This is a genomic window from Thiobaca trueperi, assembly GCF_004342175.1.
In the GTDB taxonomy this organism is placed as follows: domain Bacteria; phylum Pseudomonadota; class Gammaproteobacteria; order Chromatiales; family Chromatiaceae; genus Thiobaca; species Thiobaca trueperi.
Map to the genome: position 1 here is coordinate 125809 of NZ_SMAO01000009.1, position 22962 is coordinate 148770.

The following is a 22962-nucleotide window of genomic DNA, read 5'->3' on the forward strand; positions in this document are numbered from 1 at the left end:
GGGCGCATATTTTAAGATTGAGACAGGATTAACAGGATTTTCCAGGATGAACAGGATTTTTACGTCATTGTTTTTAATCTTGTTAATCCTGATTCATCCTGTTAATCCTGTCCATTCCCAAAAGCGCGATCTAACCCAGGCAGCGCACCGAGAGCACGCCCTCAATGGCCTGAAGCTGCGCCAGGGTGTCATCCGGGCAGGGCCGGTCAATATCGAGTAGGGTCACGGCCACATCGCCGCGCGAGCGGTTGAGCATGTCGATGATGTTCAGCCCGGCATGGGCGAGATCGGTGGAGATCTGGCCCAGCATGTTCGGCACATTGCTGTTGACGATGGCCAGACGCACCCCGCCGTTGCGCGGCAGGCAGATGTCCGGGAAGTTGACCGAGTTGGCCACATTGCCGTCTTCCAGATAGTCGCGGATCTGATCGGCCACCATGATGGCGCAGTTGTCCTCAGCCTCGCGGGTCGATGCGCCCAGATGCGGCAGGGTCACGACGCGCGGATGATCTTTCAGCAGATTGCTCGGGAAATCGCAGCAATAGGCGTAGAGATGTCCCTGATCCAGCGCGGCGACCACGGCGACATCGTCGATGATGCCCTCACGCGCGAAGTTCAGCAGCACCGCGCCTTTCGGCAGGGTGCGGATGCGCTCGGCGTTGATCATGTTGCGCGTCTCGTCGTTGAGCGGCACATGGAAGGTGACGAAATCCGAGCGCGACAGCAGGTCGTCGATACTGATCGCCTGCTGCACGTCGCTTTCGAGCTGCCAGGCGCGCTGCACGGTGATGGTCGGATCGTAACCGATGACCCGCATCCCCAGGGCGCGTGCGGTATTCGCCACCTTGACCCCGATGGCGCCGAGTCCGATGACGCCCAGGGTGCGTCCCGGCAGCTCGAAGCCGGCGAAATGCTTCTTGCCGGACTCCACCGCCTGATTGATGGCGGCATCGTCGCCTGACAGACCGCGCGCGAAGTTCCACGCCTGCGCGATGTTGCGGGCGCTCATGAGCATGCCCGCGATCACCAGTTCCTTCACCGCATTGGCATTGGCGCCCGGCGCATTGAACACCGCCACACCGCGTTTGGTCATGGCGGCGACCGGCACATTGTTGGTGCCCGCACCCGCGCGACCGATGGCCTGGACCGTCTCGGGGATGACCAGGTCATGCATCTTGGCCGAGCGCACCAGAATGGCGTCCGGGTGGGCGATCTCGGAGGCGATTTCGTAGCGGTCGCGCGGCAGGCGCTCCAGTCCGGCCACGGAGATGTTATTCAGCGTTTGGATCTTGAACATGTGTATCGACTCGAACCCTATGTGGTGAATCTTGTGATGAATTTCGGAGCGCCTCGGATCAACAGTCTATTTAGGATGCAATGAGGCACGAACCGCATCCTATGGCCCTTTATTTTGCGCAGTTGTTTACACCAAGCGGAGAGGTTATCGCATGGCCGTTCTCATTCTGCACGTCTTCGCTAAGCAGCTATTTCCACATAGTCGACATAACTTTGCGGAACAGGAGGTGTGATTCCATCTTCTCGCATCCCCCCCAGGTGGAAATCAATAGCCTTCTTGATTTCCTTCGCGACATCCTCAACCGAATTCCCTGTCGCAATGCAGCCGGGAAGGTCAGGAACATAGGCGGAAAAACTGCCTGCTGCCTTTTCGATGAAGATTGCATAGCGCATATGTTTTTCGGAGAGCGACTCTGTATTTTATCGGCCACCTCAAGCTATTTAATTTCGCTTACAAGACACTCCCATTTTTAATTTCTTCTAAAGTTTCATATAAAATATCTCTGACATCTTCCATCAACTCTGTGGTTTCGTCAGAAATATTGACTTGTTGCGCAATGCTTTGAATGAGAACAAGCGTGTTCTTCATGTGCTCTATATTTCGCACGCTCTCCCAGCTCATTGCTTCGTCAATGTGAAATAGCAGTTGCGAACAGTCCTTTGTTTCGTGTTCGGTTACTACCGCATCTCTCAGAAGTTTCCAAGCGCCCTGTAATTCAGACAGTATCGTTTTTTCGTAGTAAGATGGTTCTTGATAAAAGCTCATACTTAGCGAGGTAGCCACTAAAGCAAATGGGAATGATGGGTTTCGCTGCGATCTATCCATCCTGCCTCGCTCGCCCCAATGGTCCTATACCCGGCAAAGGATGAATAATATCTTGCCTCGACTCTGTGTATGGCGGCACCATGTAAGCGTAGTGGCTGCATCTTGATTTGTGCTCCAAATGGACCCTGCTTCTCAAGTGCTGATCTGATTCGCGAGAATTTACACCAAAGACAGAATCGGCTCCCTCAGCGGATAAGACGGAACCGATGTATTCACCCTCTGAGGCGAAAAATTTTAGCAGCGAGTGATGCGCCAAAAGCGACCGCTCTGCTAGTTCGAGCCTGCTCCGTTGATTGTCTAAATCATCGAGATATCTGACCCCCGGCCCCCCTGTTAATCGTTCTATCTCCTGCGCCAAACGAGAGCCCGTATCTGTAAGGATGACTCCATATTTCTTCAGAGCAGAAGTGAGCTTCCTTACATCATGGTTATACTTCCTTAAAAATTCAGGAGTGTCTCCGAACCTGATAAGAACCGCCTTAAGGATTTTTTCAAGCGTCTGGAATGAATGCCAAAGGGACAAATGGTATGCCGGACGTGGAAGCTCGAACGATGATACCGATACGTCATAATCAGCCATCGCCAACCATATCCACTTGGCTACCGGGAGTTGTTGGAACTTGCGAAGCCCATCGAGAAAAACACCATCTGGATTCAAGATTTCGTTTAGCGATTCCTCCAACTCGTACTGGATCAGCGTTACATCCGGAAGTGTCACCTCTTTATCTAACGGACTCCATGTAATCACGACGGGAACCGGAGTGGAGAGCGCAACAAAACGAGAAGCAGGCGGCTGGTAGACAACATGTCCATATACGTTGTTGTACCAAACACTGCACACCGTTCGAACATCAAAACATTTCTCAGTGATTAGAGCTTCTGCACGGCCAATAGCTTCATTACGCCAGTTTCGCCCTATGAGCCAATCTGCGGCTAAATACTTGCGATATGCAATAGGGCAACCTTTAGCATCAAGCTCCCTATCCAGGGCGATCAACCCTGGCGCAAGTGCAAAAAAATCGGCAAATGTGACTTTTGTTTCCACTACTAAGAGCTAACGTGCTCCAGATTAATTTCCTAATCCACTTAGCTAGATCGAAAGCAGTTCAGTCAAAAAGCCAACTCAAAACCACAGCATCAGATGCCGTCAATATTAATCCAGCATCTGAAGCCTTCCGCATAACGACACACAGGTGAATCATCAACCGATGCGGCTCGCCACAAGCTCACCGCATCGGATATCCGCTACATCAGCCCTGCCGACGCTCGAAATCCTGCATAAAGGCCACCAGCGCATCCACGCCCGCCTCTGGCATGGCGTTATAGATGCTGGCGCGCATGCCGCCAACCGAGCGATGTCCCTTGAGTGTGGTCAGACCCTGCGCCTTGGCTTCCTTGATGAAGGTGTCGTCCAGCTCGGCGTTCGCCAGGGTGAAGGGGACGTTCATCCAGGAACGCGCTGGCGGATCGACCGGGTTCTGGTAGAACGACGAGGCATCAATGGTGTCGTAGAGCTTTTTCGCCTTGCGTGCGTTGACCGCCGCCATCGCTTCCAGTCCGCCCATGTCCTTCAGCCACTTGAACACCAGCCCGGCCTGATACCAGGCATAGGTCGGCGGGGTGTTGTACATGGACTCGTTGTCGGCGTGGATCTTGTAATCGAACATGGTCGGGGTGCCGGGCAGGGTCTGGCCGATCAGATCCTCGCGCACGATGACGATGGTCAGTCCAGCCGGGCCGATGTTCTTCTGCGCGCCAGCATAGATGAGCCCGAATCTGGACACATCGATGGGGCGCGAGAGCAGGGTGGATGACATATCGGCAACCAGCGGCACGCCGTTGGTCTCGGGCACATAGGGGAATTCGACCCCTTCGATGGTCTCGTTCGGCGTGTAATGGACATAGGCCGCGCCAGCGGTGAGCTTGAGTTCGTCCTGCGCGGGCGCGCGGGTGAACTTGTCGGCCTCGGTGGAGGCGACGACATTGACCGTGCCATAACGGCGCGCTTCGGCAATCGCCTTTTTCGACCAGGATCCGGTGTTGATGTAGTCGGCGCTGCCGCCTTCGCGCAGCAGATTCATGGGGATCATGGCGAACTGGCTGGAGGCGCCGCCCTGGAGGAACAGCACCTTGTAGTTGGCCGGAATCTGCAACAGCTCGCGCAGATCCGCCTCGGCCTGCGCGGCGATGGACATGAATTCCTTGCCGCGATGGCTCATTTCGGCCACGCACATGCCGCTGCCCTGCCAGTCGAGCATTTCATCACGGGCCTGGGCCAGGACCGGCTCAGGCAGCATCGCCGGACCGGCGCTGAAGTTATAGACGCGAGCCATTCTCACATTCCCCATACAGATTGTTGAATTCAGAGATTGGAACCGCGAAGGCGCAAAGGTCACGAAGTCTTTCGATTTGCGTGTCCTTTGCGCCTTCGCGGTTCAAAAATGTTTACGCTGACTCATCCGTGTCGTCGGTATCGGGCGCGCCGCCCTCATCCGCAGATGAATCGCCGTTGCCAGTCTCCTCGCCATTTTCCTTGTCGCCTTCCAGGGCCACGATGCGCTCGACATAGACCAGCCGTTCGCCTTCGCTCAGGTTGATGAGCTTGACGCCCTGGGCGGTGCGACCGACCACCGGGATCTGGTCCACCGAGGTGCGGATCAGTGTGCCGCCTTCGGTGATGAGCATGATCTCGTCGCCCGGACGCACCAGCACCGCGCCAACCTGGGCGCCGTTGCGCTCGGAGGTGCTGATGCCGATGACGCCCTGGGTGCCGCGTCCCTTGGTCGGGAAGTCCTCGACCCGACTGCGCTTGCCATAGCCATTCTCGGTCACGCTGAGCACGGTTCCGGGCTCAGGCACCACCAGCGAGATGACCCGCTGACCGTCCTGCAGACGCACACCGCGCACGCCGTGGGCGGTGCGGCCCATGACCCGCACATGATCCTCGGAGAAACGCACCGCCTTGCCGGCAGAGGTGAAGAGCATCAGATCCTGTCTGCCGTCGGTGATGGCGACCCCGACCAGCACCTCGTCCTCGCGCAGATCGATGGCGATGATGCCGCGCGACAGCGGTCGTGAGAAGTCCTTGAGCGGGGTCTTTTTCACCGTGCCGGCGCTGGTCGCCATGAAGACGCAATAACCGTCTTCATATTCGCGCACCGGCAGCATGGCGTTGATGCGCTCGCCCGCTTCCAGTGGCAGCAGATTGACCATGGGTCGCCCACGGGCGCTGCGTCCGGCCTGCGGCAATTCGTAGACCTTGAGCCAGTAGACCCGCCCGCGACTGGAGAAACAGAGCACCGTATCCAGCGAGTTGGCGACGAAGATGCGGTCGATGAAATCCTCTTCGCGGAAAGAGGTCGCGCTCTTGCCCTTGCCGCCGCGCTTCTGCGCCTGATAATCGCTGATCGGCTGGGCCTTGACGTAGCCCTGATGCGAGAGCGTCACCACCACTTCTTCAGGCGTGATGAGGTCTTCCAGGGTCAGGTCGGTATGATCGACCTGGATTTCGGTGCGCCGGTCGTCGCCGAACTGCTCGCGAATGGCGACCAGTTCCTCGCGGATGACCGCCATCAGCCGGTCAGGATCGGAGAGGATGGTCAGCAGTGCGGCGATCTTTTCCAGGATCTCCTCGAATTCCTTGAGGATCTTGTCCTGCTCCAGCCCGGTGAGCCGCTGTAGCTGCAGATCCAGGATGGCCTTGGCCTGACGCTCGCTCAGGCGATAACCCGCCTCGCTCAGACCGAACTCGCGTTCGAGTTCTTCCGGGCGCGTGGTCTCGGCACCGGCGCGCGCCAGCATGCCGGTCACGGCGCCGGGCGGCCAGGTGCGGGTCATCAACCGCTCGCGCGCATCGGCGGGGCTGGCGGACGCCTTGATGGTGGCGATCACCTCATCGATATTCGCCAGCGCAATCGCGTAGCCTTCCAGGATATGCGACCGGTCACGGGCCTTGCGTAGCTCGAACAGGGTCCGGCGCGTCACCACATCGCGGCGGTGACGGATGAAATATTCCAGGATTTGTTTGAGATTGAGCGTCAGCGGACGGCCATCCACCAGGGCGACCATGTTGATGCCGAACACCTGCTGCATCTGCGTGTGCTGGAACAGATTGTTCAGCAGCACCTCGGCATGGGCATCGCGCTTGAGTTCGATGACGATCCGCATGCCGTCCTTGTCGGATTCGTCGCGCAGACCGTCCTGGGCGATGCCGTCGATCTTCTTTTCCTTGACCAGCTCGGCGATGCGTTCCAGCAGCCGCGCCTTGTTGACCTGATAAGGGATCTCGGTGACGACGATGGCCTCGCGTCCGCTGCGTTTCTGGACCTCGGTGTGGGTGCGCGCGCGCATCACCACCCGTCCGCGTCCGGTGCGGTAAGCCTCGCGGATGCCACGAATGCCGTTGATGAGACCGGCGGTCGGGAAATCCGGCCCCGGCACGATCTCCATGATGTCCTCGATACTGGTCAGCGGGTTGTCGATGAGCGCCAGACAGGCGTCGATGACCTCGCGCAGATTGTGCGGCGGGATATTGGTCGCCATACCCACCGCGATGCCGGACGAGCCGTTGACCAGCAGGTTCGGAAAGCGCGCCGGCAGCACCGCCGGCTCATGCTCGGTGTTGTCGTAGTTGGGCGTGAAATCGACGGTATCCTTGTCCAGATCGTCCAACAGCGAATCGGCGATGCGCATCATGCGTACTTCGGTGTAACGCATGGCTGCGGGCGGGTCGCCATCGACCGAATTGTGAACAAAAACGCCGCATGCCAGCAGGAAATTATGGTGATGATCGACCGTAATGTCGTAGGTGTCCTCACGCTCCGTGAGCAGACGTTGACTGACAACGCAGTTAATATTGTCTTGCTCTGACCGGAGATGATTATCCGGCGTCAGATCCTGCGCTTCCTTATAGGTGCCGTCGCGCAGCATGAAGCGATGGTCGGGGGTACAGCGGACGACATCGCCCGTGTCCAGGGTGAGTTCCAGCAACTCGGCATTGGGGCGGGTCATGCGCGCGTGACGGCCTTCGGCAATGACGATCTTGCCGGCCTTGTCTACGGCATAGACATAGAAAATTTCATTGGGCGGTAGCTTCGCCAGCTCGGCGAAGGTCTTCTCGGTGCCGTCGGCGAGCTTGATGGCGGTATCGCCGGTGAAGCAACCGAAATTCCCCTGCCCATCCACCAGCAGATAGCGCAGCGAGAAACGCTGGGCCATGCGCACCATGGTGTCGTAGATGGCCGAGTCGCCGTGCGGGTGATACTTACCCATGACATCGCCGACCACGCGCGCGGATTTGCGATAGGCGCGGTTCCAGACGTTGCCCTGCTCATGCATGGAGAAGAGCACCCGGCGGTGCACCGGCTTGAGTCCGTCGCGGACATCCGGGAGCGCCCGCCCCACGATCACGCTCATGGCGTAATCGAGATAGGACTGACGCATCTCGTCTTCGAGATTGATGGGCAGGACTTCTCTGGCGAAATCTGGCATGAGCGATGAACCGACTGTGAACGAACGGCGCCGCCCCAAATTGGTGCGGCGCTAGGCTTGAAGGGCGCCAATTCTACCACGCCAAAGGCCAGACCGCGCCGTTTCAAGGCGCTCCGGTGCGGAAAGCTGCCACTCAGAAGAGCAAACCGAGACCGGCAAATTGGGCCGTGCCCCGGTTCGCAGGATGGATAAATACAGCGATGCCCGGCTTCAGGGAGGGCGTATTTGCCGCGAATCCTTCCGGCTGGCGCACGGCCTGCGCTCCAGCAGCTTGAGGGAAAGATATCGGGAGCATCGTTGAAACAGCGCGAGAGCGAATCAGAATGCTTGGGTGCTCATGGTATGGGTTCACCACCCGGCAACCAAACTGCCACTCAATATTCATGCGTAGCGCCTAGAGTTTCGAGCCGGGCGACACAGCGACCCGCTCCAACTCACTAAATAGACAGGGATCATTCGATGACGAACAAGACGCTCAGCATAGCCTTTGCATTATTTGCCGCCATTGGAATGGCAGTGGCGAACGCCGCGACTGACGACGAGTCAAGCGCAACGCTGGATGCAGCTTCCGCTGCCAGCATCAAGACGATACAGCTTGGTCCACGACCCTATTATCTGGTGCAGGGGATGGATGCCGGGCATCTCAAGAGCCGCCTCATGGCCTGCAAGGATGGCCCCTTCCAGCGAACCGATTTCTCCATCGCCCACCGGGGCGCGGCCCTGCAGATACCGGAGCATACCGATATCGGATACACGGCCGGGGCGCAGATGGGCGCGGGGATCGTGGAGTGCGACGTGACCTTCACCGCCGATGGCGAGCTGGTCTGTCGGCACAGTGAGTGCGATCTGGCGACCACAACCAACATCGTCGCCACCCCGCTCAATGCCAAATGCACTGTGCCCTGGACGGGTCCGGGCCAGAGTCCGGCCGTGCAATGCTGCACCAGCGACCTGACCCTGGACGAACTCAAGACCCTCCAGCCCAAGATGGACGCAAGCAATCCGGCAGCCAAGACGGCAGAGGAGTTCCTGGGCGGTACCGCCAGTTGGCGTACCGATCTTTACACTGGTCGCGCAAAGATCCTTACCTTCAAGGAGAGTGTTGCACTCAACCGGAAGAACGGTGTCAAGCACACTCCAGAGCTTAAAGGCGCAACCCATCAGGATCGGGTAGACGACATCTTTGGCAGCCAGGAGGAGTATGCCCAGAAACTCATCGACGAGCTGAAAGAGGCAAAGGTGAACCCGAAGGATGTCTGGCTGCAATCCTTCAACAAGGATGACGTGCTCTACTGGATTCAGAATGCACCTGCCTATGGCCAGCAGGCGGTCTATCTGGACAGCATCGACCCCACCACTAATCCGGCCATCCCGCGCCTGACTCTGGACGAACTCAAGGCGCTGAAGAAGGACGGTGTGCGTATCGTTGCTCCCCCGATGTGGGCACTGCTGGACGTGAATGAAGCAGGCCAGGTAGTACCCTCGCAGTACGCCAAAGACATCAAGAAGGCCGGGCTTGCCATCATCGCCTGGACCTTCGAACGCTCCGATCTGCGTCAGGGCGCCTCCAAGGGTGGCTGGTACTACCTCTTCGATCCGGAAGGCAAAGCCATCAAGAAGGACAGCGACATGTACAAGGCGCTTGATGTCCTGGCCCAGCAGGTCAAGATCCTTGGCATCTTCTCCGATTGGCCGGCAACTGTGACCTACTACGCGAATTGCATGGGACTGAAGTAGAAGGCATCCTGAAATGGGCGGCGTTAAGCGCGCCGCTCATCTTCCAGCACGCAGAGACTTCATGCGAGGTCTCCCGGCTCTTCATGCCACTCACGTCCGGCTATCCCCCGACCCTGGTCGCCACCGCCGGGCGTCGCCCGCTGCGGGACAAAGCCATCGCCTATGTACAGCGGCTGCGCGAGCACCGGATCCAGATCAAGCACATTCGCTACCCCGCGCTGGTGCGCGCCTCCCAACCTCGCATTGCTCAAGGCGAGAACAAGAAGTCGATAGCCGCAGACCTCGGATCTCAAGGCGGGCGCCTTACAGCGCCTTGGACAGTTAAAGCGTGTGGGCAGGCCGTATGGGGGAACGGTCTTGGCTGACGCTCTAACTAATTGATTGAAATGAAAACGAGGGATTTTAGGGTATTGGCGGAGAGGGTGGGATTCGAACCCACGGTACGCTCGCGCGTACACCTGATTTCGAGTCAGGCCCGTTCGGCCACTCCGGCACCTCTCCAGGACAAACTCTGCTGAGTAACTCAAGCAGGGTGCGCATTCTAAACTTGAGTCCGCTGCATGTCCATGCCCATCCAGGGCAATCGCATGAACCGACTTTGCCCGTGCGTCGGCTGGCCTTGCCGTCGATAGCAGCCACCTCCTGTGGCTCCACGGCAGGCAGAACGCTGCTGATCGAGGGCTGGAATGCAGGTGCGAACTCGTCCGGATCGATCAGTTCGAACGGCCGCCCGAACGTGTCATGAGACGAAATGCCATGCTCGGGCTTGAGATCGCGCCGAAACCATTCCAGCTTCTTGCGGAACCAGGCCTCCATCTCGACGAAGGTATCGGCTCCCGCTAACACGGCCTGGTATCGATGAGCGGGGTACGTTCATCGTCTGAGGTATGATTACGCCCTTTGTGTTTTCCACTTCCAACGGCAACATCATCATGGTCGAGTCACCCGAACCGCAGCGCGAGATCCTTCTTGAGGGGGTCACGCTGACCCTGCTTGGCACGGCCCATGTGTCGCGCGCCAGCGCCGAGCAGGTGCGCAGGCTGATCCAGAGCGGCGACTATGATGCGGTGGCGGTCGAATTGTGCCGGAGCCGCTTCAATTCATTGATGGATCCCAAGTCGCTGTCTCAGATGGATCTCTTCTCAGTGATCCGGCAGAACCGGGTCTATATGGTGGTCGCCAATCTGGCTCTGTCGGCCTATCAGCAACGGCTCGCGGATCAATTCGGTATCGAGCCAGGGGCCGAACAACGCATGGCGCTGCGTCTGGCCAGGGAACGCGACCTGCCAATCCTGCTGATTGATCGCGAGATCGGCATCACCCTCAAGCGCATCGCCGCCAATCTTGGCTGGTGGAAACGCTATACCCTTTTTACCGGTCTGCTGACGGCCATGCTGACCTCCGACGAAGTGACCGAGGAGGACGTGGAGCGGTTAAAGGATGGCGATGTGCTGGAGACCACCTTTGCCGAGTTTGCTGCCGACCGTCAGGATCTCTATCGCCCGCTGATTGATGAGCGTGATCGCTATATGGCCGCCAAGTTGCAGCGGGAGGCGGAGCGTGTCGGCGCCAGGCGTGTGCTGGCAGTGGTTGGGGTCGGGCACATGAAGGGGATCGCCGACATCCTGGAGCAGAACCGGCAGGATCCGGTCGCCACGCTCGCAGAGCTGGAGCGTCTCCCACCGCCGAGCCGCTGGCCGACGATCCTGGCCTGGTCGATTCTGCTGCTGATCCTGTCGGGGTTTGCCTATGGTTTTGCCATGAGCCCCGATCTCGGCTGGGATCTGGTTCTCACCTGGGTCTTCATCACCGGCGGTCTGTCGGCGTTTGGCACGATACTGGCCGCCGGACATCCGCTGACGGTCGTTTCGGCCTTTCTCGCGGCACCCATGACAACCCTGAATCCGGCCATCGGCGCGGGCATGATCACCGGCGCGGTCGAGCTTTATCTACGCAAGCCCAGCGTCGGCGATTTCAGCCGTCTGCGCGCGGATGTCGCCTCCTGGCGCGGCTGGTGGCGCAATCGGGTGTCGCGAATTTTTCTGGTCTTCCTCCTGAGTTCGCTGGGGGCGGCGATCGGTACCTATCTGGCCAGCTTTCAGATCGTCAAGCGGCTCTTTGCGGGTTAAATCGCGCCCCGCGCGACAGACGATGTTTTGGGCTTGAACAAACCCTGGCAGCCTCGACGACTGTCGAAGCTGCCGCGATTTAAGATCAAGACTCCAGGTGCTCGCGGATGATCTCAACAGCAGTTTCCATGTGTGTAAAGGCATGGTTGCCGCCATCCCAGATCAAGATCCGACCGCAGTCCGCATAGGCCCGCTCGGCGATGCGGTAGTCGAGAACTTCATCGCCCCGATCCAGAAAAACCGTGGTCGGTACACCGTCGCAGGGGGCGGCGATGCCATAGCGGCGGGCGCTGTCGCACAGGGTCTGAGTGATGAGATACGGCTCGCCGTCGGCCGTGGTCATGGTTTCGCCAAGATGTTCGGTCAGGAATGTCCAGGGCGTGATTGCTGGATTGACCAGATAGAGATGCGAAAACCGAAAGTGTCTGGCCAGATACTGTCCATAGAAGCCGCCCATCGAGCTCCCGATCACGGTCGGACAAACCTCGCCCAACTCCAGGAAAAAGCGCGACAGACGCACAATCGCCTCATCCGGACGATGGGCCGGATAGTCGAGGGTCAGCACCTGGAAATCGCTCAGACGCTCCCGCAGCAGATTGGCCTTGGCGGATTGACTGGAGCTGTTGAGGCCGTGGAGATAGACGAGTCGCGGTTGCATGGCTGACATGATGGCTACGCCGGGGTGGCTTCCGGCTGCTGACTGGCTGCGACAGTCTGCGAGGCGAAAAAGGTATGGCGAAATTGATGGCAGCGTGCGATGAACCCGCTGGTGCTCTTGGGCATGGGCACACGGGCGCGCACGATATTGCTGATCAGATCGGTTCCGTCCCGCAGCAGGCGACTGCCTTCCACGGCTTCCTGGATGTCGAGTGCGCTCGGGACAGTCGGCAGCAGCGGTTCAATGTTGCGCAGCCGTTCGCTGGTCACGACATAGGCGGGCCAGACATCGAATACCACCGGATCGGTGCGGAGAATTTCACATTTGCGCCGGGCCGCCTCAGCCAGTTCATCGATGCGTGTCGCGATATCGACGATCTGCCGGCTGTCGGCAAAGGTGTCCTTCAGCACGGCGGCGAGCCGGTCGATATCGCGCATGGTCATGGCGATCTTCAGATAACGGCCTTCGTAAAAGGACTCGATGGGGATTGAAAACGCCTTGAAGGGCTCGCCCCAGAGTTCGTCGATACCCTCGTCGCCACCGCGATGACGCACCATCTTGCCGAGTTCCAGCGCCTCCAGCAGGTACTGCCCGCATTCGCGCATGAGCGGGTGGTTGGAAGCGATTTCGACGCCGGCACCCTGAAGATCGACCAGGCTATGGAAAATGTCCGCTGCGCGATTGAAGAGCGCGCCGGCCAGCATGGCGCCGTTGACACGCTTGCGTTCGATGTCGGTCTCGGCCTCATAGGCGGCGCGGGCCTCTTTCAGGCGCGAGCCCGGAATGTTGATCCCATGCTCGACATGGTTGAACAGACGATGCGTCAGCGCCTGGATCAGGCGCCGCCGCATCTCCAGCGTCTCCTCCGGTGCGTCGTAATACTTGATCCAATAGCCATCGTAAAAGATGCGCGTCTCGTCATCGAACTTGCATTTGGCGCCGTTTTCTGGGGGCGAAGACATGGGTTGTATCGCTATCCGGTGGTGAACTGATGGGTCTGGGGTCGGGTGCTGTCTGACGCCCGCTTTGCCAGTCTGGAACGGATCCTGATGTGCCTGGTCTATCGGACTGGCCCCTGGGTCGTGCGCCAGAACGGCGATGAGGAAAGTGGCTGTTATAGCGCAATGCCGGCCATGCTGTCAGGTGCCCCTGATTCTGACCGGCGATGAACATCTGTGACGAATGACAATTCCCTTTGAAAAAATGTGAATTCAGAGGTCGTTTTTGAGATAATCCGCAACGCAACCCTTGTCTTAAGTGGTTGTTTCGCGGATCTGTCTTCAACGCATCCGGCTGAGGAGAAACCAGTATGCTTGCATTAGTGATTGGAGTGGTGATCGGTATCCTGATCGGCTGGAATTGGGCGCAGCCCCAACCGGTCAAAGATCTTCAGGATCGTCTCATGTCTTTTGTCCGTTCCTCGACCAACAGGTCTGATCGCTAGACTCTCGCCGCCGTTCCCTGCCCCCTCATCATCCCGGATGTGCATTGGGATACGTGCGGGGGCTGCTTTCCGGCCACTTCTGTCCCGCGAATATCGATAACAATGCAGATCTGTGACACAGATCTCATTCCTGACCCTGCCGGGCGCAACAAAGCGAACTAGTCTGCCAGTGAGGATCCGCTCCATTCACTCTGCGTCGTTGACTTTGGCATTGGTGTGTGGAACAGGGTTTTGGATCCATGGCGGTTACGGCGAGGTGCGCCATGTCCTATCGCGCGGTCATCCTGTTCGCCAGTCTGCTGCTGGGTGGCGCCTGCATGGTCATCGCCCATCTGGCAGGCGATCTGGAGGAACGACGGCTGGCGGCGGATCTCGACCAGCAGGCGCTGCGACTCAAGACCGCGTTCGATGTCCTGCAGATCGAGCTGCAACATGAAATGGTCTCCATCGCGGACCTGCTGGCATCGGATCAGGATGTCAGGCGACTGCTGGCCGAGGCCGCCGCCGCTGTGCAGGCTGAGGGCGGCGGGCGCGGCGGCGAGCGGGCGGCGCAGGTGCGCGAGACGCTCCGGCGCAGGATAGCGCCGCAATGGGAGACCCTGCATCAGGAAATCGGTTTGCAGCAGATTCATGTGCATCTGGCCCCGGAAACGACATCCTTTCTGCGCATGCGTGCGCCCGAAGCCTTCGGCGATGCACTGCGGCGTTCTCGTCAACTGATCCCGGATGTGCAGCGCGATGGACAGCGGCGCAGCGGTTTCGAGATTGGCCCATCTTATGCTGGGGTACGGGGCGTGGTTCCTGTCTGGGCACCCGGCTCAGAATCAGGGGTGCTGATCGGCAGTCTTGAGGTTGGCGTCAGCTTTGCGGGACATGTCGAGCGTCTGAGCGGGCAGACAGGTGTCGGTTACGGCGTTCTGCTCAATCAGGAAGCGGTCGTTGAGACCATGCTCGAAACCTATCATCCGCCTCAGGTCACGGGCGGACTCCGTGGTGATTATCTGCTGGCGGCCTCCCGTCCCGAACTTGCCGACTGGCTCGCCCATTCCAGGATGCCGGACTACGCCGGCACCTATCGTGTGACAAGGCTGGACTGGCAGGGCCAGCTATTCCAGGTCATCCGTTTTCCGCTGCGCGATTATCTGGGGCAACTGGACGCCGCACGTCCGCCGGTCGGCTCGATCATTATCTGGCACAATGTCAGCGAACCGTGGCGAAAGCTGAAACACTTGCGTCAGCAGATCAACGGATTTTCCCTGGCGGGCTATCTGGTCGCGCAGTCCCTGCTTTTGGGAGTGCTGTTTCTGTTGCGCCGCGAATGGCAGCGCCAGCTCGACGCACAGACCGCCGACCTGATCCAACTGGCGACCACGGACGCGCTGACCGGGCTGTTCAACCGTCGCTATTTCCTGGAGCAACTGACTCAGCAACTCATGCGCCTCAGTCGTCTGCATGAGCCCTGCGCCTTGCTAATGGTCGATCTGGACTTCTTCAAGCGCGTCAACGACACCTATGGACATGCGACGGGCGACCGGGTGCTCCAGCACTTTACCGCTGTCGCACGCGGCGCCTTGCGCAAGATCGATCTGATCGGGCGCATCGGTGGCGAGGAATTCGCCGTTCTGTTGCCGGGCGTGAACGGGCAGGGGGCTTTGGACGCCGCCGAGCGACTGCGTCAGGCTGTCGCGGACACCGTGCTGAAAACAGAAGAGGACGCGATCCCGATCACCGTCAGCGTCGGCATGACCCTTCTCGACGGTGCTGATCGTGGCCCCGATGCGGCATTGCAGCGGGCGGATGCGGCGCTCTATCAGGCCAAGTCGGCAGGGCGCAACCGGGTCGGGATCGCCCTGCCAAAACAACCGGGCCGCTTGCCCGGCGCATGACGTACAGCTAAGATCCACGCCCTGCGACGTCTGGTCGATAGAGGCGCCGCATGATGCGACCGCCCCGCGTCAACCTGCGGCCTGGACTCACACCCTGTTCCACCGAGCGCCTGAATTGATCACAGCCCTGTCACAGCGGCGACCGTTCTGCCGCCTGGCGTGCGACTTCCGCCGCACCGAACCGCTTCTCAGCGTCCCTCCGCGACGCGCCTAACTCCCTATATGAATGGACGGCTCATGAATACCACCCACCGCAAACCCCTGCCCGGCACTCATCTGGATTACTTCGACGCCTGCGCAGCGGTCGAGTCGATCAAGCCCGGCGCCTATGCGACCCTGCCCTATACCTCGCGCGTGCTGGCCGAGAATCTGGTGCGTCGCTGCGACCCGGCCAATCTGACCGATGCGCTCCGGCAGCTCATCGAGCGCAGGCGCGAGATCGATTTCCCCTGGTTCCCGGCGCGCGTGGTCTGTCACGACATCCTGGGCCAGACCGCGCTGGTCGATCTGGCGGGGCTCCGCGACGCCATCGCCGATCAGGGCGGCGACCCGGCCAAGGTCAATCCGGTGGTGCCGGTGCAGTTGATCGTCGATCACTCGCTGGCCGTCGAGTGCGGCGGCTATGACCCCGATGCCTTCGCCAAGAACCGGGCCATCGAAGACCGGCGCAACGAAGACCGCTTCCACTTCATCAACTGGACCAAGCTCGCGTTCGACAATGTCGACGTGATCCCCGCCGGCAACGGCATCATGCACCAGATCAACCTGGAGCGGATGAGCCCGGTGATCCACGCCAAAGACGGCGTGGCCTTCCCGGATACACTGGTGGGCACCGACAGCCATACCCCGCATGTCGATGCGCTGGGCGTCATCGCCATCGGCGTCGGCGGACTGGAGGCCGAGAACGTGATGCTGGGCCGCGCCTCCTGGATGCGTCTGCCCGAGATCATCGGTGTCGAGCTGACCGGCAGGCCGCAGCCCGGCATCACCGCCACCGACGTGGTGCTGGCCCTGACCGAGTTCCTGCGCAAGGAAAAGGTGGTCGGCGCCTATCTGGAGTTCCACGGCGAGGGCGCCGCGGCGCTGACCATCGGCGACCGCGCCAGCATCTCCAACATGTGCCCCGAGTACGGCGCCACCGCCGCGCTCTTCCACATCGACGGCCAGACCATCGACTATTTGCGACTCACCGGCCGCGACGACGCCCAGGTGAAGCTGGTCGAGACCTACGCCAAGGAGGCCGGACTCTGGGCCGACAGCCTGAAGGACGCCCAGTACGAGCGCACGCTGTCGTTCGACCTGTCGAGCGTGGTCCGCAACCTGGCCGGTCCGTCCAACCCGCACGCCCGCGTGGCCACCACCGACCTGGCGGCCAAGGGCATCGCCGGCCAGTGGGAAGAGGTCCCGGGCCAGATGCCGGACGGCGCGGTCATCATCGCCGCCATCACCAGCTGCACCAACACCAGCAACCCGCGCAACGTCATCGCCGCCGGCCTGCTGGCGCGTAACGCCAACCGACTGGGTCTGACCCGCAAGCCCTGGGTCAAGAGTTCACTCGCACCCGGCTCCAAGACCGTCCCCATGTATCTGCAGGAGGCCGGTCTGCTGTCCGAGCTGGAGCAGCTCGGTTTCGGCATCGTCGCCTTCGCCTGCACCACCTGCAACGGCATGTCCGGCGCCCTGGATCCGGCGATCCAGCAGGAGATCATCGACCGCGACCTCTATGCCACCGCCGTGCTCTCCGGCAACCGCAACTTCGACGGCCGCATCCACCCCTACGCCAAGCAGGCCTTCCTGGCCTCGCCGCCGCTGGTCGTCGCCTATGCCATCGCCGGCACCATCCGCTTCGACATCGAGAAGGACGTGCTGGGCGTGGTCGACGGCCGGGAGATCCGGCTGAAAGACATCTGGCCGACCGACGCCGAGATCGACGCCGCCGTCGCCGCCAGCGTCAAGCCGGAGCAGTTCCGTCAGGTCTACGAGCCGATGTTCGCCATCTCCGCCGCGAGCGGCGAGCGGGTCAGCCCGCTCTACGACTGGCGTCCGCAGAGCACCTACATCCGCCGCCCGCCCTACTGGGAAGGCGCGCTGGCCGGTGAGCGCACCCTGAAGGGCATGCGTCCGCTGGCGGTGCTGCCGGACAACATCACCACCGACCACCTGTCGCCGTCCAATGCCATCATGCTGGATAGCGCAGCCGGCGAATATCTGGCGAAGATGGGTCTGCCGGAAGAGGACTTTAACTCCTACGCGACGCATCGCGGCGACCACCTGACCGCGCAGCGCGCGACCTTCGCCAACCCCAAGCTGTTCAACGAGATGGTGCGCGACGCGGACGGCAAGGTGAAGCAGGGTTCGCTGGCCCGCATCGAACCAGAGGGCCAGGTCACCCGCATGTGGGAGGCGATCGAGACCTACATGGAGCGCAAGCAGCCGCTGATCATCATCGCCGGCGCCGACTACGGTCAGGGCTCGTCGCGCGACTGGGCGGCCAAGGGCGTGCGTCTGGCGGGCGTCGAGGCGATCGTCGCCGAGGGCTTCGAGCGCATCCACCGCACCAACCTGATCGGCATGGGCGTGCTGCCGCTGCAGTTCAAGGCGGGCGTGAATCGCAACACGCTGGCGATCGACGGCACCGAGACCTATGACGTGATCGGCGAGCGCACGCCGCGCGCTGACCTGACGCTGGTCATCCATCGCAAGAACGGCGAGCGCGTCGAAGTGCCGGTGACCTGCCGTCTGGATACTGCGGAAGAGGTCTCGATTTACGAGGCTGGTGGCGTGCTGCAACGCTTTGCGCAGGATTTCCTGGAATCGACCAAAGCGGCTTGAAAAAGGCCCCTCTCCCGCAAGGGGAAAGGGGAGCAATACGGATAGAATTTGCCTCCCGACCTCGCGCAAGGCACCGTAAATAGCCCCTCTCCCCTCGCGGGAGAGGGGTTGGGGAGAGGGGGAGAGAAAGCAAACCGCACCAACGCATCAAGGAATCTCAACCCAATGACCCACACCCCCCAGATCAAAATCCCCGCCACCTACATGCGTGGCGGCACCAGCAAAGGCGTCTTCTTCCGTCTGCAAGACCTGCCCGAGCCCTGTCAGACGCCGGGCGCGGCGCGCGATGCGCTGCTACTGCGCGTCATCGGCAGCCCCGACCCTTACGGCAAACAGATCGACGGCATGGGCGGGGCGACCTCCAGCACCAGCAAGACGGTCATCCTGTCGAAAAGCAGCAAGCCCGATCATGATGTTGATTACCTGTTCGGCCAGGTCTCCATCGACACCGCATTCGTCGACTGGAGCGGCAACTGCGGCAACCTGTCCGCCGCCGTTGGTTCGTTCGCCATCGCGTCCGGACTGGTCGATGCCGGCCGCATCCCGCAGAACGGTATGGCGACCGTGCGGATCTGGCAGGCCAACATCGGCAAGACCATCATCGCGCACGTCCCCATCACCCATGGCGAAGTACAGGAGACGGGCGATTTCGAGCTGGATGGCGTGACCTTCCCGGCCGCTGAGGTCCAGCTCGAATTCCTGGATCCGGCCGATGAAGGCGAAGGCGAGGGGGGCGGCTCCATGTTCCCGACCGGCAATCTGGTCGATGACCTGGAGGTGCCCGGCGTCGGGACGCTCAAGGCGACGCTCATCAATGCCGGCATCCCAACCATCTTCGTCAATGCCGAGGCCATCGGTTACACAGGGACCGAGTTGCAGGACGCCATCAACGGCGATCCCCAGGCACTCGCCATGTTCGAGACCATCCGCGCCTATGGTGCCGTGCGCATGGGTCTCATCAAGGACATCAGTGAGGCCGCGAAGCGTCAGCACACCCCCAAGGTCGCCTTCGTCGCCCCGCCCGCCGATTATGTCGCCTCCAGTGGCAAACGGATCGCCGCTGGCGATATTGATCTCCTGGTGCGCGCGCTCTCCATGGGCAAGCTGCATCACGCCATGATGGGCACGGCGGCGGTCGCCATTGGCACGGCGGCGGCGATTCCGGGTACGCTGGTCAACCTCGCGGCTGGCGGCGGCGCACGCACCGCTGTGCGCTTCGGCCATCCCTCGGGTACGCTGCGGGTGGGTGCGGAAGCGAGTCAGGTCAATGGCGACTGGACCGTGACCAAGGCCATTATGAGTCGCAGCGCGAGAGTCTTGATGGAGGGCTGGGTGCGCGTGCCGGGGGATGCGTTCTAAAGGAATGTTGGCTGACTGGACTGAACAGGCGCCGGGCGAATACGCCCGGCCAGCCCGAAGATCGATTTGGTCCAAACCGCGTCTTGCTCAACGACGTTGGCGCAACGCCTCATAGAGACAGACCCCGGCGGCAACCGAGACATTGAGGCTCTCGACCTGGCCCAGCATGGGCAGCCGAACCAGGGCGTCGCAGCGTTCGCGGGTCAGACGCCGCAGGCCGCTGCCTTCGCTGCCCAGAACGAGCCCCAGCGGGCCGCGCAGATCGACCCCATACAGGTCTTCAGCCGCTTCGCCAGCGGTTCCGATCAGCCAGATTCCACGCTCCTTGAGCGCGTCCATGACGCGCGCCAGATTGGTGACCTGGATATAAGGCAGGGTTTCGGCCGCGCCGCTCGCGACCTTGCAGACCACGGGGGTCAGACCGACCGCATTGTCACGGGGCGCGATCACGGCCTGGACACCGGCTGCCTCGGCGGTGCGCAGACAGGCGCCCAGATTGTGCGGATCCTGCACCTCGTCGAGCAGCAGCAGAAAGGGCGGTGTCTGAAGCCGATCCAGCAGTGCGGTCAGATCCTGTTCAGCACGCGCAGCCGGCACGCGGACCCAGGCCAGCACGCCCTGATGATTGGCCCCCTCGGCGGCACCATCCAGTTCATCGCGGTCCACCTGACGCACCTTGACGCCGGCCTGACGCGCCAGATCCGCGACTTCAGACAAACGCCGGTCACGCCGGGTGCGCTCCAGCCAGAGTTCGGCCACACCTTCTGTACCGAATTTGAGCGCGGCGCGGACGCTGTGGATACCGGCGACGGATGCGAGGCCACTCATGCTCAGGACGCCGGGGTCGAGCCGGCCGGCTTGCGCTTGCGCCGGTTGCGCGAACGGGGCTTTTTGGCGTCAGCCGGCGCGGTCTCCTTTGCGGCAGGCACGGCGGCCTTGCGCGCACCTTGGGCGGCCGGTTTGCGGGCGGCCTGAGCAGTGGGCTGACGTTCGCCCTGATCGGCCGGTTTGCGTCCGCCCCGACTCGCGGGCTTGCGGGTGCCCGAGTCCGCCGATTGAGCCGGCACGAAATCGATCTTGCGATCATCCAGGTTCACGGCGGCGACCTGAATCCGCAGCCGGTCGCCCAGACGGTAGACTGTGCCGGTGCGCTCGCCATGCAGACGATGACCGATGGGGTCGAAATGATAATAGTCGTTGTCGAGCGCCGTGATATGGACCAGACCATCCACATGCACCTCATCGAGTTCGACGAAGATGCCGAATGAATTGACGCTGGTGATGGTGCCGTCGAACTGTTCGCCGAGCTTGTCCTGCATGAACTCGCATTTGAGCCAGTCCTCGGCGTCGCGGGTCGCCTCGTCGGCGCGGCGCTCGGTGCCGGAGCACTGCTCGCCGATCTGCTGCAATTCGGTCGGGGAGTAATCCAGATCAACCGTCGTCCCGCCCGCAAGCAGATGCTTGATGAGACGATGGACCACCAGGTCCGGATAACGTCGGATCGGCGAGGTGAAATGGGTATAGGCGTCGAAGGCCAGCCCGAAATGGCCGACGTTGTCCGAGCTGTACATGGCCTGACGCATGGAGCGCAGCAGCACGGTCTGGATCAGACGGCGATCCGGACGCTCTTTGATCTGTCCCAGGAGTTTGGCGTAATCCGCCGCCGTCGGTTTGGGACCACCGGGGAGTTTGAGCGCCAACTGGCCGAGAAACTCGCGCAGATCGGTCAGCTTTTCCTCGCTCGGCGTGTCGTGGACGCGATAGATGGCCGGGAGACGCTTGCGCTCGAAGAGACGCGCGGCGGCCACGTTGGCGGCCAGCATGCATTCCTCGATCAGTTTGTGCGCATCGTTGCGCACCAGCGGTGTGACGCCTGAGATACGCCCCTGATCATTGAAGATGAATTTGGTTTCAGTGGTGTCGAAATCGATGGCGCCGCGCGCGACCCGCGCCGCGTGGAGCACCTGATAGAGCTGATAGAGCTCGTGCAGATGCGGCAGCAGATCGGCGTACTGCTCGCAGAGCGCGCCGTCCCCATCGACCACCATGGCGGCGACCTGATCATAGGTCAGACGCGCCTGAGAGCGCATCACGCCCTCGAAGAAGCGGGTGCGCGTGACTTTTCCTTCCCCATTGATGTAAAGCTCCGCCGTCATGCAGAGCCGATCCACATGAGGATTCAGCGAACAGAGCCCGTTCGACAGCACCTCCGGCAGCATGGGGATGACGCGATCCGGGAAATAAACCGAATTGCCGCGCGCCTGGGCCTCACGGTCCAGCGCCGTGCCGGGGATCACATAGCTGGAGACATCGGCGATGCAGACCAGGAGCTTCCAGCCCTTGGGCTTGCGTTCGCAGTAGACGGCATCGTCGAAATCACGCGCATCGGCCCCATCGATGGTCACCAGCGGCAGCTTGCGCAGGTCGGTGCGACCGGCCTTCGCGGCTTCCGGCACCTCGGCGGCGAGTCCGGCCACTTCCGCCTCGACCTCCACCGGCCAGTCCACCGGCAGATCGTGGGCGCGGATGGCGATGTCCGTTTCCATGCCCGCCGCCATATGGTTGCCGAGCACCTCCAGCACGCGCCCGATCGGCGGGGTGCGCGAGGTCGGCTGATCGGTGATTTCGGCCACCACGATCTGGCCCTGCTCGGCCCCCTTGATCCAGTCGCTGGGGATGACGATGTCGTGGGTCAGACGCTTGTTGTCGGGCATCACGAAGCCGACCCCGCTCTCCTGATGAAAGCGTCCGACCACAGTGCGGGTGTTACGCTCCAGGATCTCCACCAGCGCCGCCTCCAGCCGCCCGCGCCGGTCGCGTCCGCTGACCCGTACCACCACCCGATCACCGTGGAAGAGCGCCCGCATTTCCTTGGGGTACAGATAGAGATCGTCGCCGCCTTCGTCCGGACGCACAAAGCCGAACCCATCCGCATGCCCGATCACCCGTCCCGCGATGAGATCACGCTTGTTGACCAGACAGAAGGCCTGATTGCGATTGCGGACCAACTGGCCGTCGCGCACCATCGCGCCCAGACGGCGTTCCAGGGCGATCAGATCCTGCTCGTCGGTCAGGGCGAGAAGCGTCCCCATCTCGTCGAACGATAGGGGCATGCCGTTGCTGGTCAGTGTCTCAAGAATGAATTCGCGACTGGGGATGGGATTGGCGTATTTCTTCGCCTCGCGCTGGCGATGGGGGTCCGCGTCTCTGACGGTGGGCGATCGACGTTTTGCCACGTTCGTTCCTTGCTCCTGCTAAAAAATACTAGTGTAGCGTTGACAAGCCCGGCCTGTCTCACTAATATT

17 protein-coding genes, 1 tRNA gene and 1 pseudogene are annotated in these 22962 nt (G+C 61.1%); 6 read left to right on the forward strand and 13 right to left on the reverse strand.

Going from position 1 to position 22962, the window contains the following annotated elements; all coding sequences use genetic code 11:
* Positions 1–130: 130 nt before the first annotated feature.
* The 7 genes from EDC35_RS15855 to EDC35_RS15885 all read right to left on the reverse strand — a co-directional run bounded on the left by EDC35_RS15855 (position 131) and on the right by EDC35_RS15885 (position 7997).
* The gene (locus EDC35_RS15855) at positions 131–1297 is read right to left on the reverse strand and encodes a phosphoglycerate dehydrogenase (protein WP_132978233.1); all 1167 of its coding nucleotides are present in this window, start codon (positions 1295–1297) and stop codon (positions 131–133) included.
* Between the two features lie 179 nt (positions 1298–1476).
* Positions 1477–1689: a type II toxin-antitoxin system HicB family antitoxin gene (locus EDC35_RS15860; RefSeq protein WP_132978234.1), complete on the reverse strand. Its 213-nt coding sequence runs from the start codon at positions 1687–1689 to the stop codon at positions 1477–1479.
* Positions 1690–1747: 58 nt separating this feature from the next.
* Positions 1748–2122, reverse strand: a complete 375-nt coding sequence (locus EDC35_RS15865) for a hypothetical protein (protein ID WP_243651727.1) — start codon at positions 2120–2122, stop codon at positions 1748–1750.
* A complete protein-coding gene (locus tag EDC35_RS15870; protein ID WP_132978235.1) occupies positions 2115–3167 on the reverse strand; it encodes a HEPN domain-containing protein in 1053 nt (350 codons plus the stop codon). Before EDC35_RS15870 ends, EDC35_RS15865 begins: the two co-directional genes overlap by 8 nt.
* Before the next feature lie 205 nt (positions 3168–3372).
* Complete coding sequence (gene serC, locus EDC35_RS15875; protein ID WP_132978236.1) at positions 3373–4455, reverse strand: 3-phosphoserine/phosphohydroxythreonine transaminase; 1083 nt, start codon at positions 4453–4455, stop codon at positions 3373–3375.
* Positions 4456–4567: 112 nt separating this feature from the next.
* Positions 4568–7612: a DNA gyrase subunit A gene (gene gyrA / locus EDC35_RS15880; RefSeq protein ID WP_132978237.1), complete on the reverse strand. Its 3045-nt coding sequence runs from the start codon at positions 7610–7612 to the stop codon at positions 4568–4570.
* A 133-nt stretch (positions 7613–7745) separates the two neighbouring features.
* Entirely contained in the window at positions 7746–7997 is a 252-nt protein-coding gene (locus EDC35_RS15885; protein ID WP_132978238.1) for a hypothetical protein, read from the reverse strand.
* A gap of 74 nt (positions 7998–8071) precedes the next feature.
* On the opposite strand from EDC35_RS15885, the gene EDC35_RS15890 reads away from it, so the two are divergent.
* Complete coding sequence (locus tag EDC35_RS15890; protein WP_165903456.1) at positions 8072–9349, forward strand: glycerophosphodiester phosphodiesterase family protein; 1278 nt, start codon at positions 8072–8074, stop codon at positions 9347–9349.
* A gap of 83 nt (positions 9350–9432) precedes the next feature.
* Positions 9433–9714, forward strand: a complete 282-nt coding sequence (locus tag EDC35_RS15895; RefSeq protein ID WP_132978239.1) for an alpha/beta hydrolase fold domain-containing protein — start codon at positions 9433–9435, stop codon at positions 9712–9714.
* A gap of 46 nt (positions 9715–9760) precedes the next feature.
* Here EDC35_RS15895 and EDC35_RS15900 read toward each other — a convergent pair.
* Positions 9761–9850: transfer RNA gene (locus EDC35_RS15900), tRNA-Ser, on the reverse strand.
* Between the two features lie 192 nt (positions 9851–10042).
* Positions 10043–10195 (reverse strand): annotated as a pseudogene (locus EDC35_RS19155) (transposase family protein); the annotation flags it as partial.
* An 86-nt stretch (positions 10196–10281) separates the two neighbouring features.
* On the opposite strand from EDC35_RS19155, the gene EDC35_RS15910 reads away from it, so the two are divergent.
* Positions 10282–11478, forward strand: a complete 1197-nt coding sequence (locus EDC35_RS15910; protein ID WP_132978310.1) for a TraB/GumN family protein — start codon at positions 10282–10284, stop codon at positions 11476–11478.
* 85 nt (positions 11479–11563) lie between these two features.
* On the opposite strand, the gene EDC35_RS15915 is transcribed toward EDC35_RS15910, so the two are convergent.
* Together EDC35_RS15915 and EDC35_RS15920 are read right to left on the reverse strand one after the other, a co-directional pair.
* The gene (locus EDC35_RS15915) at positions 11564–12145 is read right to left on the reverse strand and encodes a YqiA/YcfP family alpha/beta fold hydrolase (protein WP_243651728.1); all 582 of its coding nucleotides are present in this window, start codon (positions 12143–12145) and stop codon (positions 11564–11566) included.
* 5 nt (positions 12146–12150) lie between these two features.
* Entirely contained in the window at positions 12151–13098 is a 948-nt protein-coding gene (locus EDC35_RS15920; protein ID WP_132978240.1) for a hypothetical protein, read from the reverse strand.
* Positions 13099–13843: 745 nt separating this feature from the next.
* Here EDC35_RS15920 and EDC35_RS15925 point away from each other — a divergent pair.
* The 3 genes from EDC35_RS15925 (at position 13844) to prpF (ending at position 19657) form a co-directional block, all read left to right on the forward strand.
* Positions 13844–15466 (forward strand): sensor domain-containing diguanylate cyclase, encoded by a 1623-nt coding sequence (locus EDC35_RS15925; RefSeq protein ID WP_165903457.1) that lies wholly within the window; start codon positions 13844–13846, stop codon positions 15464–15466.
* A gap of 237 nt (positions 15467–15703) precedes the next feature.
* Entirely contained in the window at positions 15704–18298 is a 2595-nt protein-coding gene (acnD, locus tag EDC35_RS15930; protein WP_132978242.1) for a Fe/S-dependent 2-methylisocitrate dehydratase AcnD, read from the forward strand.
* Between the two features lie 165 nt (positions 18299–18463).
* A complete protein-coding gene (prpF, locus tag EDC35_RS15935) occupies positions 18464–19657 on the forward strand; it encodes a 2-methylaconitate cis-trans isomerase PrpF (protein ID WP_132978243.1) in 1194 nt (397 codons plus the stop codon).
* An 87-nt stretch (positions 19658–19744) separates the two neighbouring features.
* Here prpF and rlmB read toward each other — a convergent pair whose 3' ends face one another.
* A complete protein-coding gene (gene rlmB / locus EDC35_RS15940; protein WP_132978244.1) occupies positions 19745–20485 on the reverse strand; it encodes a 23S rRNA (guanosine(2251)-2'-O)-methyltransferase RlmB in 741 nt (246 codons plus the stop codon).
* Between the two features lie 2 nt (positions 20486–20487).
* Positions 20488–22893 carry a ribonuclease R gene (gene rnr / locus EDC35_RS15945; protein WP_132978245.1) on the reverse strand — a complete coding sequence of 802 codons (2406 nt, stop codon included), beginning with the start codon at positions 22891–22893 and terminating at the stop codon, positions 20488–20490.
* Positions 22894–22962: the final 69 nt, after the last annotated feature.

Excerpts from the sequence above, each read along its gene's own strand:
- EDC35_RS15855 (WP_132978233.1), bottom strand. The coding sequence starts at position 1,297 with ATGTTCAAGATCCAAACGCTGAATAACATCTCCGTGGCCGGACTGGAG.
- EDC35_RS15860 (WP_132978234.1), bottom strand. The coding sequence starts at position 1,689 with ATGCGCTATGCAATCTTCATCGAAAAGGCAGCAGGCAGTTTTTCCGCC.
- EDC35_RS15865 (WP_243651727.1), bottom strand. The coding sequence starts at position 2,122 with ATGGATAGATCGCAGCGAAACCCATCATTCCCATTTGCTTTAGTGGCT.
- serC (WP_132978236.1), bottom strand. The coding sequence starts at position 4,455 with ATGGCTCGCGTCTATAACTTCAGCGCCGGTCCGGCGATGCTGCCTGAG.
- gyrA (WP_132978237.1), bottom strand. The coding sequence starts at position 7,612 with ATGCCAGATTTCGCCAGAGAAGTCCTGCCCATCAATCTCGAAGACGAG.
- EDC35_RS15885 (WP_132978238.1), bottom strand. The coding sequence starts at position 7,997 with ATGAATATTGAGTGGCAGTTTGGTTGCCGGGTGGTGAACCCATACCAT.
- EDC35_RS15890 (WP_165903456.1), top strand. The coding sequence starts at position 8,072 with ATGACGAACAAGACGCTCAGCATAGCCTTTGCATTATTTGCCGCCATT.
- EDC35_RS15895 (WP_132978239.1), top strand. The coding sequence starts at position 9,433 with ATGCCACTCACGTCCGGCTATCCCCCGACCCTGGTCGCCACCGCCGGG.
- EDC35_RS15910 (WP_132978310.1), top strand. The coding sequence starts at position 10,282 with ATGGTCGAGTCACCCGAACCGCAGCGCGAGATCCTTCTTGAGGGGGTC.
- EDC35_RS15915 (WP_243651728.1), bottom strand. The coding sequence starts at position 12,145 with ATGTCAGCCATGCAACCGCGACTCGTCTATCTCCACGGCCTCAACAGC.
- EDC35_RS15920 (WP_132978240.1), bottom strand. The coding sequence starts at position 13,098 with ATGTCTTCGCCCCCAGAAAACGGCGCCAAATGCAAGTTCGATGACGAG.
- EDC35_RS15925 (WP_165903457.1), top strand. The coding sequence starts at position 13,844 with ATGTCCTATCGCGCGGTCATCCTGTTCGCCAGTCTGCTGCTGGGTGGC.
- acnD (WP_132978242.1), top strand. The coding sequence starts at position 15,704 with ATGAATACCACCCACCGCAAACCCCTGCCCGGCACTCATCTGGATTAC.
- prpF (WP_132978243.1), top strand. The coding sequence starts at position 18,464 with ATGACCCACACCCCCCAGATCAAAATCCCCGCCACCTACATGCGTGGC.
- rlmB (WP_132978244.1), bottom strand. The coding sequence starts at position 20,485 with ATGAGTGGCCTCGCATCCGTCGCCGGTATCCACAGCGTCCGCGCCGCG.